Here is a 16,029-nt window from a genome sequence, read left to right on the forward strand (position 1 = left end):
AGCCTCCTCAGCTCTTGATGGCACCGGTCAGCACGCCCTTGGTGAAGTAGCGCTGCACGAACGGGTAGACGACCAGGATCGGGACGGTGGCTATCACGACGGTCGCCATCTGGAGGGTCTGCGGGGAGGTCGTGGACACGTCGCCGATGGACCCCGCATTGCCGCCCAGCGCCTGGCCCTTGGTGATGACGGTCTGTAGCACGGCCTGGAGGGGCCACTTCGAGGAGTCGTTGAGGTAGAGGATCGCGTGGAAGAAGTTGTTCCAGTAGCCGACGGCGTAGAAGAGGCCGACGACCGCGATCACCGCCTTGGACAGCGGCAGGACGATCCGGACCAGAGTCCGCAGCTCGCCCGCGCCGTCCATCCGCGCCGCGTCGTACAGCTCCTCCGGCAGGCCCTGGAAGAAGCCGCGCATGACGACGAGGTTGAAGACGTTGACGGCGACCGGGAGGGCGAGCGCCCAGTAGCTGTCCAGCAGCCCGAGGTTCTTGACGATCAGGTAGCTGGGCAGCATGGCGGGCGGGAAGAGGAAGGTGAACAGCACCATCAGCAGCAGCGGCCTGCGCAGGGCGAAGTGCGGGCGGCTGAGGGCGTAGGCCAGTGCGACGGTGGTCACCAGGCTGATGAGGGTGCCGCCGACCGTGACCCCGACGCTGACCAGCAGGGCGCGGGTGACCGTACCGCCGGAGAGGACCTCCTGGTACGCCCTGAGGGTGGGCTCGGTCGGGAAGAGGACCCAGCCGCCGCTCTCCGTGACCTCCTCCGGGGAGGCGAGGCTGGTGGAGAGCACCACCAGGAACGGAACGGTGACCAGCAGGCAGATCACCACCAGGGCGACGGCCTTGCCGATACGGGTCGGCAGTTTCGGCCGCTCCATCCAGGCCGGACGGGTGCCGTCGCCCTTCCCGCCCCTGGTCGCGGCCGGGCCCGTCGGCAGGGCGGTGGTGGCCGCACGCGGTTCCGCGCTGGTGCTCACTTGTAGACCCCCTGCTCGCCCATGCTGTGCGCGATCTTGTTGGCGGCGTAGACCAGCAGTGCGCCGATGACGCCCTTGAAGAGGCCGGCCGCCGCCGCGTAGCCCCAGTCGGCGCCCATCACGCCCTGCCAGTAGACGAAGGTGTCGAGCACCTCGCCCGCCTCCGGTCCGACCGCGTCCCGCTGGAGCAGGATCTGTTCGAAGCCGACGGTGAGGATGTCGCCCAGCCGCATGATCAGCAGCAGGATGATGATGGGGCGCAGAGCGGGCAGGGTGACGTGCCAGAAGCGGCGCCAGGGGCCCGCGCCGTCGATGGCGGACGCCTCGTACAGCTGCTCGTTCACCTGGCTGAGGGCGGCGAGGAAGATGATGGTGCCCCAGCCGCAGTCCTTCCAGATGATCTCGGCGACCATGAGCGGCTTGAAGGCGCCGGGGTCGGCCATGACGTCGACGGTGTGCATCCCCGCGTCGCCGAGCAGCCCGTTGAGCATGCCGGTGGAGCCCAGGACCTGCTGGAAGAGCGCGACCACGATCACCCAGGAGATGAAGTGCGGCAGGTAGACGACGCTCTGGACGACCTTGCGGACCGCGCCGTGAGCGAGGCTGTGCAACAGCATCGCCAACGCGATCGGCAGCGGGAAGAAGAACACGATCTGGAGTCCGGCGATGGCCACCGTGTTCCAGGCCGCCTGCCAGAAGGACTCGTCGGAGAACATCGCGCTGAAATGGTCGAAGCCGATCCAGGGGCTCTCCCAGACGCCCTGGTACGGCACGTAGTCCTTGAAGGCGATGACGTTGCCGACCAGAGCGGCGTAGTGAAACACCAGGAAGTAGACGACGGCGGGCGCGGAGAGCAGCAGCAGGGTGCGCTGGCTGCGGAGCCGCGCCCGCCATCGGGCTCTCGGCGCGGTGTCGTCCATGCGGCGGACCCCCTCGATGTCTCGGACACAGTCGAGGCGCAGCTAAACCGCTTTCTCCGAGGGCGGTCAAGGGGGCGGGTTGAATCGATTTAAATTTCTGGACGCCCGCTTGAAACATGGAAGTTGATGAGAGACAGTGTGTAGAAAGCGCTTGCCGAGCGCGGGACGTACCGCTCGGCTCGCGCTTTACCAATGGCGTTCCTGATGCCGTTTCCGGGTGCTACCGGCCCGCTGCCACGGACAGCGGTCACCGGCGTGCGCGCCGCCCTGCCCTGGGGTGTGATGAGGGCCTAAGGCGGATCTTGGACCGGGTCCTCGGGAGGCGCCATGCGCGGAGCCCAGCGCGTCATGCGGATGCGGTGCGTGCGGGTGCGGTGCGTGCTGTGCGCCCTCTGCGTGGCCGCCGTTCCGGCCGTCGCGGGCTGCGGAAGCGACTCCGGCTCGGCCGACGGCATCGTCCGCTCCTCCTGGGGCGACCCGCCGAACCCGCTGGAGCCCGCCAACACCAACGACGTCCAGGGCGGCAAGGTCCTCGACATGATCTTCCGGGGGCTCAAGCGGTACGACCCGGCCACCGGTGAGGCCAAGAACGCGCTCGCGGACCGGATCACCACCGACGACCAGCGCACGTACACCGTCACCATCAAGAAGGGACGGCGGTTCGGCAACGGCGAGAAGGTCACCGCGAAGTCCTTCACGGACGCCTGGAATTACGGCGCCCTGCTCGACAACAAGCAGCGCAACGCCTACTTCTTCGAGTACATCGAGGGGTACGCCAAGGTCCACCCCGCCACCGGCCGCCCCACCGCCCGTACCCTCTCCGGGCTGCGGGTGACGGGGGAGCGGACCTTCACCGTCCGGCTCACCCAGAAGTTCTCCTCCTGGCCCAAGACGCTCGGCTACAACGCCTATGCGCCGCTGCCCCGGGCCTTCTTCGAGGACCACGCGGCATGGCTGAAGAAGCCCGTCGGCAACGGCCCGTACCAGGTGCGGTCGTACGACAAGGGCTCGGTCATGAAGCTGCGCGCCTGGGACGGTTACCAGGGCCCCGACAAGGCCCGTAACAAAGGCGTCGACCTCCGCGTCTACACCGACAGCAACACCGCCTACACCGATCTCCAGGCGGGCAATCTCGATCTGGTGGACGATGTCCCGGCCCAGCAGCTGAAATTCGTCCGCTCCGATCTCGGCAACCGCTACATCAACCAGCCCGCCGGGATCATCCAGACGCTCACCTTCCCCATGTACGACCGGGCGTGGAGCGGGCCCGCCCGGGCGAAGCTGCGCCGCGGCATCTCCATGGCGATCAACCGCGCGCAGATCACCGACCGGATCTTCCGCGGCACCCGCACCCCCGCCACCGACTGGACCTCCCCGGTGCTGCGCCGCCAGGGCGGCTACCGGCCGGGGCTGTGCGGGGACGCCTGCTCGTACGACCCGGCCCGGGCGCGGAAGCTGATCGCGGCGGGCGGCGGGCTGCCCGGCGGCCGGATGACGATCACGTACAACGCCGACACCGGCTCCCACAAGGACTGGGTCGACGCCGTCTGCAACAGCGTCAACACCGTGCTGCGCAGCGACCGGGCGTGCGTCGGCAAACCGGTCGGCACCTTCGCCGACTACCGCAACAAGATGGCCGGGAAGCGGATGACCGGCCCCTTCCGGGCGGGCTGGCAGATGGACTACCCGCTGATCCAGAACTTCCTCCAGCCGCTGTACTACACCGACGCCTCCTCCAACGACGGCCACTGGAGCGACACCGGCTTCGACCGGCTGGTGAACCAGGCCAACGCGGCGTCCGCCGACGGGGCTTCCATCACCGCCTTCCAGGACGCCGAGAAGATCCTCGCCCGGCAGATGCCCGCCATCCCGCTGTGGTACCAGAACGGCAGCGCGGGCTATGCGTCCCGGCTCCGCGACGTGACGCTGAACCAGTTCAGCGTCCCCGTCTACCACCAGATCAGGGTCGGCTGACCATGGGCCGCTATGTGCTGCGGCGGCTGGCGCAGATGATCCCGGTCTTCCTCGGCGCCACCTTCCTGATCTTCTTCATGGTCTACGCGCTCGGCGACCCGGTCGCCGCCCTGTTCGGCGACAAGGCCCCCGACCCCGCCACCGCGGCCCGCATCCGCAAGGACCTCTACCTCGACGAACCGCTGTGGAGCCAGTACGTCCACTACATGGGGCAGGTCTTCGGCGGCCAGTTCGGCACCGCGTTCAACGGACAGCCCGTCACCGAGCTGATGGCCGAGGCGTTCCCCGTCACCCTGCGGCTCACCATCGTCGCCGTCGTCTTCGAGATGGCGCTCGGCATCACCCTCGGCGTGCTCAGCGGACTGCGCCGCGGCCGGGGCCTGGACACCTCGGTGCTGCTGCTCACCCTGGTCGTGGTGTCCATCCCGACGTTCGTCAGCGGCACCGTGCTCCAGTACGTGTTCGGCGTGCAGTGGGGGTGGGCCCGGCCGTCCGTCGCCCCCGAGGCTCCGTTCACCGAACTGCTGCTGCCCGGGGTGGTGCTGGGTCTTGTGTCCCTCGCGTACACCACCCGCCTCACCCGCACCTCGCTCGTCGAGAACGCCCGCGCCGACTACGTCCGCACCGCCGTCGCCAAGGGGCTGCCGCGCCGCCGGATCGTCGTCCGGCATCTGCTGCGCACCTCGCTGATCCCGGTGGTGACCTTCATCGGCACCGACATCGGCGCGCTCATGGGCGGAGCCATCGTCACCGAGCGGATCTTCAACATCCATGGCGTGGGCTACCAGCTCTACCAGGGCATCCTGCGCCAGAACTCGCCGACCGTGGTCGGCTTCGTCACCATCCTGGTGATCGTCTTCCTGCTCGCCAATCTGCTCGTCGACCTCCTCTACGCCGTGCTCGACCCGAGGATCCGGTATGCCTGAGCCCTTTGAGCCCTTTGAGCCCCTTGAGGCGCGACCTGACACGCCCTCCGACAGGCCGGTGGACCTCGCCGCCACCGGCACCGCGACCCTGGAGCGCGGGCCACGGGGCCGACCGTGGCACCGGCTCACCCTCCCGCGCCTGCGCCTGAGCCGCGCCGCGCACCGCCCGGCCGTCGCGGGCGGTGGCCCGGCGCCCGGGTCGCGCGGGCTGTGGTCCGACGCCTGGCACGATCTGCGCCGCAACCCCGTCTTCGTCGTCTCCGCGCTGGTCATCCTCTTCCTCGTCACCATCGCGGTCTGGCCGCAGCTGATCGCGGACGGCAATCCGTACCAGGGCAACCTGGCCAAGGCGCAGGACGGACCGGCCCCCGGCCACCCCTTCGGCTTCGACCTCCAGGGCCGGGACGTCTACACCCGCACCGTCTACGGCGCCCGCGCCTCCATCACCGTCGGCATCTGCGCCACCGCGGGCGCGGCCCTGCTCGGCAGCGTGCTGGGCGGCCTCGCCGGATTCTTCGGCGGCTGGTGGGATTCCCTGCTCTCGCGGATCGCCGACGTCTTCTTCGGCATCCCGATCCTGCTCGGCGGGCTGGTCTTCCTGTCGGTGGTCACCAGCGGTTCGGTGTGGCCGGTGGTCGGCTTCATCGTGCTGCTGGGCTGGCCGCAGATCTCCCGTATCGCCCGCGGCTCGGTCGTCACCGTCAAACAGCAGGACTACGTGCTCGCGGCGCGCACCCTCGGGGCGGGCAACGGCCGGATGCTGCTGCGGCACATCGCGCCCAACGCCGTCGCCCCCGTCATCGTCGTCGCGACCATCGCGCTCGGCACGTACATCGCGCTGGAGGCGACCCTGTCGTTCCTCGGCGTGGGGCTGAAACCGCCCACCGTCTCCTGGGGCATCGACATCTCGTCCGCGTCCACCCAGATCCGCAACGCCCCGCACATGCTGCTGTGGCCCGCGGCGGCGCTCAGCATCACCGTGCTCGCGTTCATCATGCTCGGCGACGCGGTGCGCGACGCCATCGACCCGAAGCTGCGCTAGCCGTGGCCCGCCTGCTGGACGTACGGGACCTGCGCGTCGCCTTCCGCACCCGGGACGGCGTCGCCGAGGCCGTCGGCGGGGTGAGCTACGCCGTCGACGCGGGGCGGACGCTGGCCGTGCTGGGCGAGTCGGGGTCGGGGAAGTCCGTGACCGCCCAGGCGATCATGGGCATCCTCGACTCCCCGCCCGCCTTCGTCACCGGCGGCAAGGTCTTCTTCCAGGGGCGCGACCTGCTGACCCTGAGCGGCGAGGAGCGCCGCCGGATCCGCGGCGCCAAGATGTCGATGATCTTCCAGGACGCGCTGTCCGCCCTCAACCCGGTGATCCCGGTGGGCGCCCAGCTCGCCGAGATGTACCAGGTGCACCGCGGCATGTCGCGCAAGGCCGCCCGGGCGCGGGCCGTCGAGCTGATGGACCGGGTCCGCATCCCGGCCGCGGCGGCGCGGGCCGGCGACTATCCGCACCAGTTCTCGGGCGGCATGCGCCAGCGCATCATGATCGCCATGGCGATCGCGCTGGAGCCGGAGCTGATCATCGCCGACGAGCCGACCACCGCGCTCGACGTGACCGTCCAGGCCCAGGTCATGGATCTGCTGGCGGAGCTGCGCCGCGAGTACGCCATGGGGCTCATCCTCATCACCCACGACCTGGGCGTGGTCGCCGACGTCGCCGACACCATCGCCGTGATGTACGCGGGCCGGATCGTGGAGACCGCGCCGGTGCGCGAGCTGTACCGGCGCCCCGCCCACCCGTACACCCGCGGACTGCTCGACTCCATCCCGCGCGTGGACCAGCGCGGCGGCGAGCTGTACGCGATCAAGGGGCTGCCGCCCAGCCCGCTCGCCCTCCCCACGGGCTGCCCCTTCAACCCCCGCTGCCCGCGCGCCCGCGACGTCTGCCGCACCGACCGGCCGCCGCTGTACGAGGTGACCGACGCCGGGGTGACTGCCGGGGCTCAAGGGCGGGCCAGCGCCTGCCACTTCTGGAAGGAGGAGCTGCATGGCCTCGACCCCCTCGACCCCCTCGGCACCGCCGGAACCGTCGGCCCCCTCGGCGGCTGACCCCGCCCCGCCCGTCCTCGAAGTACGCGACCTCGCCAAGCTCTACCCGCTGACCCGGGGCGCCCTGGTCAAGCGGCGGACCGGCGCCGTCCGGGCGGTCGACACGGTCTCCTTCGACCTGCGGCGCGGCGAGACGCTCGGCGTCGTCGGCGAGTCCGGCTGCGGCAAGTCCACCCTCGCCCGGCTGCTGGTCGGCCTGGAGCGGCCGACCGCCGGAACGATCCGCTACCGGGGCGAGGACATCGCGCGGCTGTCCGGGCGCGCCCTGCGGGCCGTCCACCGCAACATCCAGATGGTCTTCCAGGACCCGTACACCTCGCTCAACCCCCGGATGACCGTCGGGGACATCATCGGCGAGCCGTACGAGATCCACCCCGAGGCCGCCCCCAAGGGCGACCGCCACCGCGCGGTGCAGGAGCTGCTGGACGTCGTCGGCCTCAACCCCGAGCACATCAACCGCTATCCGCACCAGTTCTCCGGCGGCCAGCGCCAGCGCATCGGCATCGCCCGCGGGCTGGCCCTGCGCCCCGAGGTCATCGTCGCGGACGAGCCGGTGTCGGCGCTCGATGTCTCGGTGCAGGCCCAGGTGGTCAACCTGCTCGAACGCCTCCAGGACGAATTCGGCCTCGCCTACGTCTTCATCGCCCACGACCTGTCGGTGGTCCGGCACATCAGCGACCGGGTCGCCGTGATGTACCTGGGCCGCTTCGCGGAGACCGGCACCGGCACCGAGATCTACGACCACCCGACCCACCCGTACACCCAGGCCCTGCTGTCCGCCGTCCCGGTCCCCGACCCCGAGGCCCGCGCCCGCCGCACCCGCATCCTCCTCCCCGGCGACGTCCCCTCCCCGGCCGCCCCGCCCACCGGCTGCCGCTTCCGCACCCGCTGCTGGCGGGCCGAGGCCCGCTGCGCGACGGAGACACCGGCCCTGGCGGTGCCCCCGGGCCTGACGGGCGGGGCCGCGCACCCGTCGGCGTGCCACTTCGCGGAGGAGCGTGCTCCGGTTGGCTAGCGCGAGGCCGCCCGCCTACGATCCGCACCATGCCGACTGATCTTCAGCGCGCCATCGACTTCCGGGCCCTCTTTGCCCGGCGCCAGTCCGCCGAGGTCAGGCCGGTGCCGGGCGGGTTCATGGTGCTGGACGAGCGGTACGCGCACTCGCACGAGCACAACCAGATCCACATCGATGGGCCCCTCGACCCCGCCGCGCTCCCCGAGGCCGCCGACGCGGCCATGGCGGGGCTGGCGCACCGGCGGGTCACCGTCTACGACGACCGGCTCGGGCTCGCGTGCGCGCCCTCGATGACGCTGGCGGGGTACGAGCACGACGTCGAGCTGGTGATGACCCACACCGGATCGGTGCCGGAACCGGTGACCGGGCGCGGGAAGGTCGAGGAGCTGGACCTCGGGCCCGATCCGTACGGGCCGCTGTGGCGGGCGCTGGCGAACCAGCAGCGGCTGTGGATGCCCGATGCCGACGAGGAGACGGTGCGTCAGATGGTGGGGCGGCGGGCGGCCCGGCGGAACGGGGCCGAGGACGTGCGGTTCGTGGCCGTGCACGACGAGGGCGGCGAGGTCGCCTCCTGGGCGGACCTCTACATGGAGCCCGCCGACGGCATCGCCCAGATCGAGGAGGTGGCCACCGCCGAGCACGCACGCCGCCACGGATACGCCGACGCCGTGCTGTCCGGCGCCCTCCAGCGCGCGTCGGACGCGGGGTGCGCGCTGCGGTTCCTGGTGGCCGACGCCGAGGACTGGCCGCGCCACTGGTACGCCCGCCGCGGCTTCACCACCGTGGGCCGCACCCACGTCTTCTCGCGCTTCAGCTGACGGCCGGCGCCGCCGGTCAGCGGGCGGCGAGGAGTTCGAGCGTGTCGATCACTCGGTTCGAGAAGCCCCACTCGTTGTCGTACCAGGCGACGACCTTGATGTGGCGGCCGTCGACGCGGGTGAGGGCCGAGTCGAAGATCGCCGAGGCCGGATTGCCCGTGATGTCGGACGACACGAGCGGGTCGTCCGAGTACTCCAGGACCCCGGCGAGAGGCCCCTCCGCCGCGGCGCGGTACGCCGCCAGCACGTCGTCGCGCGTCACGTCGCGGGCGACGGCCGTGTTGAGTTCGACGATCGAGCCCACCGGAACCGGTACCCGGATCGAGTCGCCCGACAGCTTGCCGTCGAGGTTCGGCAGCACCAGGCCGATCGCCCTGGCGGCGCCCGTCGTGGTCGGCACGATGTTGACCCCGGCGGCGCGGGCCCGGCGGGCGTCGCGGTGCGGACCATCCTGGAGGTTCTGCTCCTGGGTGTAGGCGTGCACCGTCGTCATGAAGCCGTGCTCGATGCCCGCCAGCTCGTCCAGCACCGCGGCCAGCGGCGCGAGCGCGTTGGTCGTGCACGAGGCGTTGGAGACGATCGTGTGCGCGGCCGGGTCGTACGCCTCGGTGTTGACCCCGAACGCGAGCGTGACGTCGGCGCCGTCCGACGGCGCGCTGACGAGCACCTTCTTCGCCCCCGCGTCGAGGTGGGCGCGGGCGGCCTTGGCCGAGGTGAAGCGGCCGGTGGACTCCAGCGCGACATCCACGCCGAGTTCGGCCCACGGCAGCCGCGCCGGGTCGCGCTCGGCCAGCACCTTGATGCGCCGGCCGTCGACGACGAGGGTGTCGCCGTCGACGGTCACCGGGCGGCCGAGCCGGCCGGCCGTGGAGTCGTAGGCGAGGAGCCGGGCGAGGGTGGCGGGCTCGGTGAGGTCATTGACGGCGACGATCTCGAAGTCGGTGTCGCGTTCGAGAAGAGCGCGCAGCACGTTGCGTCCGATGCGGCCGAATCCGTTGATGGCGATGCGAGTCATGGATGGTCTCCCTTCGGTTCGCCACCAGGATTCGTGTACGGCAGTCGCCGGGGCAGTGGCGTGAGCGCCACACTCCACAAGGATCGTGCCACGGGGCTATTCGCCCAGCGTGAAGGTGCGGCGGTACTCGCGCGGCGTGGTGCCGAGGATGCGCTGGAAGTGGAGCCGCAGATTGGCACCGGTGCCGAGGCCGACGTCGGCGGCGATCTGCTCGACGCTGCGCTCCGAACGCTCCAGCAACTCACGGGCCACATCGATGCGGGCGCGCATGACCCATTGCATCGGCGTGTACCCGGTGTCTTCGGCGAAGCGCCGCGAGAACGTGCGCGGCGACACCGCCGCATGCCGGGCGAGCACGTCGAGCGTGAGGGGCTCACCGAGCCGGTGCAGCGCCCACTCACGGGTCGCGGCGAACCGCTCACCAAGCGGCTCGGGCACGCTGCGCGGCACGTACTGCGCCTGACCGCCGCTGCGGTAGGGGGCCGCGACCAGGCGCCGGGCCGCGTGATTCGAGGCGGCCACCCCGAGGTCGCCGCGCAGAATGTGCAGACACAGGTCGATGCCCGAGGCGGCGCCGGCCGACGTCAGCACGCTGCCCTCGTCGACGAACAGAACGTTCTCGTCCACCTGGACGAGCGGGTGCTTCGCCGCGAGCGCCCGCGTGTAATGCCAGTGCGTCGTGGCACGCTTGCCGTCGAGCAGGCCCGTGGCGGCGAGCGCGAAGGCCCCCGTCGAGATCGCGGCGAGCCGTGCGCCCCGATCGTGTGCGGCGATCAGCGCGTCGACGACGGCCTGAGGCGGGTCGTCGCGGTCCGGGAACCGGTAGCCGGGGATGAAGACGATGTCGGCCCACGCGAGAGCGTCGAGACCTTGGGCGACGTGGTACGACAGGCCGTCGCCGCCGGTCACCAGACCGGGCGCCGGGCCGCACACCCGCACCTCGTACGGCATGCTCGCGCGGGTCGTGAACACCTGAGCGGGAATGCCGACGTCGAGCGGCTTCGCGCCGTCGAGCACGAGGACGGCGACGCGACGCAGGCGGGAGGCTGACACGGGAAAAGATTAAGGCGTGAGGTGGTCGAACTCCCCGGCCTTGGCGGCGCGTATGAAGGCGCCCAGTGGGCCGGGAGTGGTGGTGAGGAGTTCGCCGGGGTCGTCGCTCTCGCGGAGGTGTACCCCGGCCGGGGACGTCGCGAGTTCGACGCAGGCGTTCCCGTCGTCCGGACCGGAGAAGGTGGACTTCTGCCACCTGAGCACTGTGGACACTGCGCTGCCTTTCAGACGTCGCGCGCGAGGCGGCGGATGAAGATTCTCGTCTCGTCCTCGGGCAGAGAGACGGCCCGCATGCGGTCGAGGATGAAGCGATATCTCTCAAGCTGTTCCTGTGCGTCCAGGAAGACACTGCCGTGGACCGAGTCGAACTGGACCGTATCAAGCTGCGGAACGCCGCCTCCCGCGTACATCATCGCGTTGCCGGAGCCCGCGAACCCGTCGGCCTCGAAGGTGATCGGCGAGCGCGACGGGGAGATCGCGTCGTGGGGGCTGGCCCATCCCGACGGGCAGACGGACGTGACCAGCGTCGAGGGAACACGCCGCCTCAGCCTCAACTCGCCCGAGCGGGCGGCCTGGTGGTTCAGCCGGGAGAAAGACGTCTCGGCCTGGCTGATCTGGTTCGACTCGGTCGTGGGCGAGCGCTAGAAATCACCGGAAGGAATCGGCGTTCTCCAGGGCCCATTGCCTGAACGTCCTGGCCGGGGCGCCGGTGACCTGGGAGACGGTGTCGCGCACGGTGAGCAGTTCCTCGTTGACGTCGCCGCCCGTGATGTCGAGAACGGCCTCTGCCGCCTCATCGCCCAAGAACGCGGCCATGTCGCGAAGGGCTTCCGCCCGGTTGATCTCGGTGAACGGCACTTCCCGTCCCACCTCTTGCCCAATGGCTTCGAGCTGCTGACGGGGAGTGATCCGTTCCGGGCCGGTCAGCGCGTAGGTCAGTCCCCGGTGGCCGGTCTCCGTCAGCGCGGCGCCCGCCACCGACGCGATGTCCGCCGGGTGGATGGTGGGCAGGCCGACGTCCGCGTACGGCACGCGGACCGGTTGACGCTTGCGTATGACGTCCGCCCACCACAGGGCATTGGAGGCGAACTGCGTCGGCCGCAGAATCGTCCACGTCATGCCGCTGTCCTTGAGCAGGCGCTCCACGGCCAGGTTTTCACCGGCGGGTCCCAGGTGCGGGTGGCTCTGGACGGTGATGGACGACACCAGCACCACGTGCTCGACACCGGCCCGCCGGGCGGCCTCCAGGATCTCCGCGTCCGTGCCCATGCGCGATATCAGGAAGAGCGAACGCACTCCTTCGAGCGCGGGCTTGAGTGAGGCCGGCTGCGCCAGGTCACCCTCAACGGCTTCGACGCCCGATGGAAACGCGGCCCCGGCCGGGTCACGGGTGAGGCCCCTGACGGGTTCGTCGTCACGCGCCCGGAGCTCCTGCACCAGTGCGCTTCCTATGTTTCCGGTGGCGCCGGTCACGAGGATCATGAGGTGTTCTCCTGTCGTCAGTCGCTGATCAACGTGATAGGACGCTAAAACCTCAACGGGACTTGAAGTCAACGAGACGGCTGCTACCGCCGCGCGGCAGCCGGGATCGGTTCGAATCCCCCCGAGGAGCCGACCACCAGCCCATGGTCAAACGCCTGTCCGGCGGGCAACTCCGCCGCGTCGGCCTGGCCACTGCGGACGTCCGCGTCCTCACCGACGGCCGCATCAGTTTCACCGGCACCACCGGCGACTTCCTCGCCCACGCCCCGGCCGGAACCCCGGACGCACGGAGAGCGGAAGCCGCCTACACCGCAGTCGGCGCCCGTTCCGCCGCGTCGTCCCACGCTTCGTAGGGCCCGGTGGACGTTTCAGGTCGAGAGTCAGACTCATGGCGGGTCTTGGCTGCAAAGAGGGGATTCCGCACATGAGCGGGTTAGTGACGGCGGTCAGCAGCAACAGCGAGTACTCGTTCACGAAGCCGAACCGGGAGAGCATCACCTTGCTCGCCGGCCTGGGGGTCGAAGGCGACGTTCACGCTGGTGTGACGGTCAAGCACCGCTCGCGTGTCGCGCAGGACCCCACCCAGCCGAACCTGCGCCAGGTCCACCTCATCCACGAAGAGCTTTTCAATGAGCTTGGTGAGGCAGGTTTCAGAGTGGCCCCCGGCGAGCTCGGAGAGAACATCACCACCCGTGGCATCGAACTGCTCCGTCTGCCGGTGGGCACACTGCTGCGCATCGGAGCCGAGGCCGTGGTCGAGGTGACCGGTCTGCGGAATCCCTGTCTGCAGATCGATAACTTCCAGGACGGATTGCTGAAGCAGGTCGTCGGTCGCGACAACCTCGGCAACATCGTGCGCAAGGCCGGAATCATGAGCATCGTGCAGGAGGGCGGCGTGGTGCGCCCCGGCGACATGATCAAGGTGGAGCTGCCGGTGGGGCCGCACCGGCAGCTGGACCGGGTCTGAGTAACCGCGACCATTCCGGGCCCTGCGCACCCGCCTCACTCGCGATGTTTCTACTGCCGCGCGGCGGTCAGGGCCCGCTCGATCCCGCCGAGGACGCCGGGCCAGCCGTTGCCCATGCCGTCGAGCGCGGTCCTGCCGAGCGGGGAGTCGAGGTCGAAGCCGGAGTGTTCGAGGAAGAGCCGGGTGCCGGTGCCCTCGGGCCGCAGCCGCCAGGTGATCGTGGTATCGAGCGTGCCCGTGGCGAAGCTGTAGCGCAGCAGGCGCTCGGGCTCGACCTCCAGCACCTCGCACGGTTGCTGCCCCCACGTCCCCATGTCCAGGGTGAAGCGATGGCCCACGACCGGCCGGACATCCCCGGCGGCCCACCACCGCGCGTGCAGCTCGGGGTCGGTGAGGGCCTTCCAGACCGTCGCGGGCGGATGGGCGAGGAACTGGTCGCAGTGAATGACGCCCGGGTCGTCGGTGGTCATGGGTTCTCCTCGTCGATCAGGTCACGCAGCGCCCCCATGCGGGCGCGCCAGTAGTGCTCGAAGGGATGGAGCCATTCGCCCACTTCGGCGAGCGGGGCCGCTTCGAGGTGGTAGTAGCGATGCCGGCCCCGGGGCTCCTCCCGTACCAGTCGGGCGTTCTTGAGCACCGCGAGGTGTTCGGAGACCGCGGGTCTGCTGAGCTCGAACTCGCCCGCCAGGTCGCCCGCCGAGCGCGGCCCGGCCTCGAGGACCTCCAGCAGCTTGCGCCGTACGGGATTGGCCAGAGCGCTGAACACATCGACTGCCGCCATGGCCACACTATGCGTCGGGGATTTCCGACGTGTCAAGGTTTTCCGACACGCCAGGCCGCGCCGTCCCACCGGTAGACGGGCAGCCCGTCGGCCGGGGTGGTGCGGAAGGGCCGTCCCCCGGCCGTGATCGTCGTGGTGCCGGAGACGGCGCCGTCCGACCAGTCGAGCCGACCGGTCCAGGTGCACTCGCAGTGCCGTGTCGATACATCGATTTCGAGGTCGACGGAAGAGTCGGGCGTCACCTTGCGCGGGAAGGTCAGGGGGCTCGTCCTGGCGCCGTCGCCGCGCTCGGCGCCGGGGATCCAGCGCGGCGGGGAGGGGGCGAGGTCCATCTTCCCGTACCAGCGGGGGGTGGGGGATTCGTCGCCTCCGCCGCAGCTTTGGCTGACCAGCCCGGGGTCGAGCACCGTACCCGTCAAGGGCTTGGCGCGCCCGACGACGTGCACGGTGAAGTCCTTGAGGACGATGGTGCGGTCGCCCCGCGCCCGCACCCTGAGGCCGAGCCTGAGGGTGTTCGGCGCCGCGCCCCCGAAGGCGTACGGGTCCCGGTCCCAGGTCGTCCCGTACAGGCTGGGCCGGTCCCCGGGTACGTAATCGGTCAGCCGGGCCGCCGGTACGAGGAAGACCCACCCGCCGTCGGTGCCGCAGCCGTCGTCGGGGTGGGGCGTGACATCCACCATCGGCGGCTCGCCGCTCGGGCTCGTGCCGGCCGTGGGGTGCGCGTCCGGCTCCGTGCGGTCCGGTAGGAACTTGCGGATCACGGGGCCCGCCGCGTACCGCAACGTGGTCCCGATCAGCTCCTCACTCCATGCGCCATGCCGACGACCAGCCCCAGGGGGCAGCACCCACGCCAGCCACCCGGCGCAGTGCCGCCACCCTCTGCCAGGCGTCATGGTGTCCCACGCTCGTGTGTGACCGACAGCGCCGGGTCGAGGACGATGTCCTCGGTGCGGGCCTCCGTGGTCGGGGCCTCGGGGAAGTGGCAGGCGGACAGGTGGCCCTCGCGGTTGCCCTCGATGCGCAGCAGCGGCGGGTCCTGCTGGGCACAGAGGTCCTGGGCCTTCCAGCAGCGGGTGCGGAAGCGGCAGCCGGAGGGCGGGGCGATGGGGGAGGGGACGTCCCCGGCGAGGCGGATGCGTTCGCGGTGGGTCGCCGGAGCGTCGTCGTCGGCCATCACCACGGCCGCGTCCGGGACGGCGGACAGCAGGGCGTGGGTGTACGGGTGGCGGGGGCGGCGGTAGATGGAGTCGCGGTCGCCGACCTCGACGATCTTCCCGAGGTACATGACCGCGACGCGCTGCGAGAAGTGCCGTACGACGGCGAGGTCATGGGCGATGAAGAGGAAGGCGATGCCCAGCTCGCGCTGGAGTTGCTGGAGCAGGTTGACGACCTGGGCCTGGATCGAGACGTCGAGCGCCGAGACCGGTTCGTCGGCGACGATCAGCCGGGGTTCGAGGGCGAGGGCGCGGGCGATCCCGATGCGCTGGCGCTGGCCGCCGGAGAACTCGTGCGGGAAGCGGTTGTAGTGCTCGGGGTTGAGGCCGACGGTCTCCAGCAGTTCGCGCACCCGGGCCTCGCGGCCGCCGGGCGGGCGGATGTCGTTGATCTCCATGGGCCCGGAGATGATGGTGCCGACGGTCTGCCGGGGGTTCAGCGAGGAGTATGGATCCTGGAAGATCATCTGGATCTCGGAGCGGACCGGCGCGAGCTGTTTGCGGTCCGCGTGGGTGATGTCCCGGCCCCGGTAGGTGATCCGCCCGGCGGTGGGCTCCAGCAGCCGGGTCAGCAGCCGCCCGGTGGTGGACTTGCCGCAGCCGGACTCGCCGACCAGCCCGAAGCTCGTCCCCGCGTGCACGGTCAGGTCGATGCCGTCGACGGCCTGGACGGCGCCCACCTTCCGCCGGAAGGGGAAGCCGCCCATGATCGGGAAATGCTTGGTCAGCTTCTCGGCGACCAGGAGGGGTTCGGGGGTGCCCGAGTCGATGCTCATCTGACGGCG

At 70.6% G+C, this 16,029-nt stretch carries 20 protein-coding genes; 9 read left to right on the forward strand and 11 right to left on the reverse strand.

Going from position 1 to position 16,029, the window contains the following annotated elements:
• Positions 1-7 precede the first annotated feature (7 nt).
• Both HYQ63_RS27570 and HYQ63_RS27575 read right to left on the reverse strand, forming a co-directional pair.
• On the reverse strand, positions 8-877 hold the full coding sequence (locus tag HYQ63_RS27570) for a carbohydrate ABC transporter permease (protein WP_179940570.1): 870 nt from the start codon (positions 875-877) through the stop codon (positions 8-10).
• Between the two features lie 95 nt (positions 878-972).
• A complete protein-coding gene (locus HYQ63_RS27575) occupies positions 973-1,896 on the reverse strand; it encodes a sugar ABC transporter permease (RefSeq protein ID WP_179936580.1) in 924 nt (307 codons plus the stop codon).
• A gap of 327 nt (positions 1,897-2,223) precedes the next feature.
• Between HYQ63_RS27575 and HYQ63_RS27580 the strand changes: the two genes are divergently transcribed.
• From HYQ63_RS27580 to HYQ63_RS27605, 6 genes are read left to right on the forward strand one after another with little or no spacing between them, the layout of a single operon-like run.
• Positions 2,224-3,870: an ABC transporter substrate-binding protein gene (locus HYQ63_RS27580; RefSeq protein ID WP_257232200.1), complete on the forward strand. Its 1,647-nt coding sequence runs from the start codon at positions 2,224-2,226 to the stop codon at positions 3,868-3,870.
• 2 nt (positions 3,871-3,872) lie between these two features.
• Positions 3,873-4,796, forward strand: coding sequence for an ABC transporter permease (locus HYQ63_RS27585; RefSeq protein ID WP_179936581.1), 924 nt, complete (start codon positions 3,873-3,875; stop codon positions 4,794-4,796).
• A complete protein-coding gene (locus HYQ63_RS27590) occupies positions 4,789-5,838 on the forward strand; it encodes an ABC transporter permease (protein WP_179936582.1) in 1,050 nt (349 codons plus the stop codon). Before HYQ63_RS27585 ends, HYQ63_RS27590 begins: the two co-directional genes overlap by 8 nt.
• A 2-nt stretch (positions 5,839-5,840) precedes the next feature.
• Complete coding sequence (locus HYQ63_RS27595; RefSeq protein WP_179936583.1) at positions 5,841-6,899, forward strand: ABC transporter ATP-binding protein; 1,059 nt, start codon at positions 5,841-5,843, stop codon at positions 6,897-6,899.
• Positions 6,838-7,914, forward strand: coding sequence for an ABC transporter ATP-binding protein (locus HYQ63_RS27600; RefSeq protein ID WP_179936584.1), 1,077 nt, complete (start codon positions 6,838-6,840; stop codon positions 7,912-7,914). Before HYQ63_RS27595 ends, HYQ63_RS27600 begins: the two co-directional genes overlap by 62 nt.
• A 29-nt stretch (positions 7,915-7,943) precedes the next feature.
• Complete coding sequence (locus HYQ63_RS27605) at positions 7,944-8,732, forward strand: GNAT family N-acetyltransferase (RefSeq protein ID WP_179936585.1); 789 nt, start codon at positions 7,944-7,946, stop codon at positions 8,730-8,732.
• Positions 8,733-8,748: 16 nt separating this feature from the next.
• On the opposite strand, the gene gap is transcribed toward HYQ63_RS27605, so the two are convergent.
• From gap to HYQ63_RS27625, 4 genes are all read right to left on the reverse strand, one after another.
• Positions 8,749-9,747 (reverse strand): type I glyceraldehyde-3-phosphate dehydrogenase, encoded by a 999-nt coding sequence (gap, locus tag HYQ63_RS27610; protein ID WP_179936586.1) that lies wholly within the window; start codon positions 9,745-9,747, stop codon positions 8,749-8,751.
• A 96-nt stretch (positions 9,748-9,843) separates the two neighbouring features.
• The gene (locus tag HYQ63_RS27615; RefSeq protein WP_179936587.1) at positions 9,844-10,800 is read right to left on the reverse strand and encodes a GlxA family transcriptional regulator; all 957 of its coding nucleotides are present in this window, start codon (positions 10,798-10,800) and stop codon (positions 9,844-9,846) included.
• Between the two features lie 9 nt (positions 10,801-10,809).
• A complete protein-coding gene (locus HYQ63_RS27620) occupies positions 10,810-11,013 on the reverse strand; it encodes a DUF397 domain-containing protein (protein WP_179936588.1) in 204 nt (67 codons plus the stop codon).
• Between the two features lie 11 nt (positions 11,014-11,024).
• Entirely contained in the window at positions 11,025-11,213 is a 189-nt protein-coding gene (locus HYQ63_RS27625) for a Scr1 family TA system antitoxin-like transcriptional regulator (RefSeq protein WP_179936589.1), read from the reverse strand.
• Between the two features lie 4 nt (positions 11,214-11,217).
• Between HYQ63_RS27625 and HYQ63_RS27630 the strand changes: the two genes are divergently transcribed.
• Entirely contained in the window at positions 11,218-11,445 is a 228-nt protein-coding gene (locus tag HYQ63_RS27630; protein WP_179936590.1) for a hypothetical protein, read from the forward strand.
• A 3-nt stretch (positions 11,446-11,448) separates the two neighbouring features.
• On the opposite strand, the gene HYQ63_RS27635 is transcribed toward HYQ63_RS27630, so the two are convergent.
• Complete coding sequence (locus tag HYQ63_RS27635; RefSeq protein WP_179936591.1) at positions 11,449-12,282, reverse strand: SDR family oxidoreductase; 834 nt, start codon at positions 12,280-12,282, stop codon at positions 11,449-11,451.
• A 143-nt stretch (positions 12,283-12,425) separates the two neighbouring features.
• Here HYQ63_RS27635 and HYQ63_RS27640 point away from each other — a divergent pair, with 143 nt between their 5' ends.
• A complete protein-coding gene (locus tag HYQ63_RS27640) occupies positions 12,426-12,635 on the forward strand; it encodes a hypothetical protein (protein ID WP_179936592.1) in 210 nt (69 codons plus the stop codon).
• Positions 12,636-12,706: 71 nt separating this feature from the next.
• Positions 12,707-13,249, forward strand: a complete 543-nt coding sequence (locus HYQ63_RS27645) for an MOSC domain-containing protein (RefSeq protein WP_179940574.1) — start codon at positions 12,707-12,709, stop codon at positions 13,247-13,249.
• Between the two features lie 50 nt (positions 13,250-13,299).
• On the opposite strand, the gene HYQ63_RS27650 is transcribed toward HYQ63_RS27645, so the two are convergent.
• From HYQ63_RS27650 to HYQ63_RS27665, 4 genes are read right to left on the reverse strand one after another with little or no spacing between them, the layout of a single operon-like run.
• Positions 13,300-13,719: an SRPBCC domain-containing protein gene (locus HYQ63_RS27650; RefSeq protein WP_179936593.1), complete on the reverse strand. Its 420-nt coding sequence runs from the start codon at positions 13,717-13,719 to the stop codon at positions 13,300-13,302.
• Positions 13,716-14,030 carry a helix-turn-helix transcriptional regulator gene (locus HYQ63_RS27655; protein WP_179936594.1) on the reverse strand — a complete coding sequence of 105 codons (315 nt, stop codon included), beginning with the start codon at positions 14,028-14,030 and terminating at the stop codon, positions 13,716-13,718. Before HYQ63_RS27655 ends, HYQ63_RS27650 begins: the two co-directional genes overlap by 4 nt.
• Before the next feature lie 32 nt (positions 14,031-14,062).
• The gene (locus tag HYQ63_RS27660; RefSeq protein WP_179936595.1) at positions 14,063-14,923 is read right to left on the reverse strand and encodes a hypothetical protein; all 861 of its coding nucleotides are present in this window, start codon (positions 14,921-14,923) and stop codon (positions 14,063-14,065) included.
• Positions 14,920-16,020 carry an ABC transporter ATP-binding protein gene (locus tag HYQ63_RS27665; RefSeq protein WP_179936596.1) on the reverse strand — a complete coding sequence of 367 codons (1,101 nt, stop codon included), beginning with the start codon at positions 16,018-16,020 and terminating at the stop codon, positions 14,920-14,922. The genes HYQ63_RS27660 and HYQ63_RS27665 overlap by 4 nt, the downstream gene beginning before the upstream one ends.
• Positions 16,021-16,029 lie beyond the last annotated feature (9 nt).

The organism is Streptomyces sp. Rer75 (assembly GCF_013414305.1).
Taxonomy (GTDB): Bacteria; Actinomycetota; Actinomycetes; order Streptomycetales; family Streptomycetaceae; genus Streptomyces; species Streptomyces himastatinicus.

What these genes read in the sequence shown, in the direction of transcription:
- HYQ63_RS27570 (WP_179940570.1), bottom strand. Translation starts at nt 877, where the DNA reads ATGGAGCGGCCGAAACTGCCGACCCGTATCGGCAAGGCCGTCGCCCTG.
- HYQ63_RS27575 (WP_179936580.1), bottom strand. Translation starts at nt 1,896, where the DNA reads ATGGACGACACCGCGCCGAGAGCCCGATGGCGGGCGCGGCTCCGCAGC.
- HYQ63_RS27580 (WP_257232200.1), top strand. Translation starts at nt 2,224, where the DNA reads ATGCGCGGAGCCCAGCGCGTCATGCGGATGCGGTGCGTGCGGGTGCGG.
- HYQ63_RS27585 (WP_179936581.1), top strand. Translation starts at nt 3,873, where the DNA reads ATGGGCCGCTATGTGCTGCGGCGGCTGGCGCAGATGATCCCGGTCTTC.
- HYQ63_RS27590 (WP_179936582.1), top strand. Translation starts at nt 4,789, where the DNA reads ATGCCTGAGCCCTTTGAGCCCTTTGAGCCCCTTGAGGCGCGACCTGAC.
- HYQ63_RS27600 (WP_179936584.1), top strand. Translation starts at nt 6,838, where the DNA reads ATGGCCTCGACCCCCTCGACCCCCTCGGCACCGCCGGAACCGTCGGCC.
- HYQ63_RS27605 (WP_179936585.1), top strand. Translation starts at nt 7,944, where the DNA reads ATGCCGACTGATCTTCAGCGCGCCATCGACTTCCGGGCCCTCTTTGCC.
- gap (WP_179936586.1), bottom strand. Translation starts at nt 9,747, where the DNA reads ATGACTCGCATCGCCATCAACGGATTCGGCCGCATCGGACGCAACGTG.
- HYQ63_RS27625 (WP_179936589.1), bottom strand. Translation starts at nt 11,213, where the DNA reads ATGATGTACGCGGGAGGCGGCGTTCCGCAGCTTGATACGGTCCAGTTC.
- HYQ63_RS27635 (WP_179936591.1), bottom strand. Translation starts at nt 12,282, where the DNA reads ATGATCCTCGTGACCGGCGCCACCGGAAACATAGGAAGCGCACTGGTG.
- HYQ63_RS27640 (WP_179936592.1), top strand. Translation starts at nt 12,426, where the DNA reads ATGGTCAAACGCCTGTCCGGCGGGCAACTCCGCCGCGTCGGCCTGGCC.
- HYQ63_RS27645 (WP_179940574.1), top strand. Translation starts at nt 12,707, where the DNA reads ATGAGCGGGTTAGTGACGGCGGTCAGCAGCAACAGCGAGTACTCGTTC.
- HYQ63_RS27650 (WP_179936593.1), bottom strand. Translation starts at nt 13,719, where the DNA reads ATGACCACCGACGACCCGGGCGTCATTCACTGCGACCAGTTCCTCGCC.
- HYQ63_RS27655 (WP_179936594.1), bottom strand. Translation starts at nt 14,030, where the DNA reads ATGGCGGCAGTCGATGTGTTCAGCGCTCTGGCCAATCCCGTACGGCGC.
- HYQ63_RS27660 (WP_179936595.1), bottom strand. Translation starts at nt 14,923, where the DNA reads ATGACGCCTGGCAGAGGGTGGCGGCACTGCGCCGGGTGGCTGGCGTGG.
- HYQ63_RS27665 (WP_179936596.1), bottom strand. Translation starts at nt 16,020, where the DNA reads ATGAGCATCGACTCGGGCACCCCCGAACCCCTCCTGGTCGCCGAGAAG.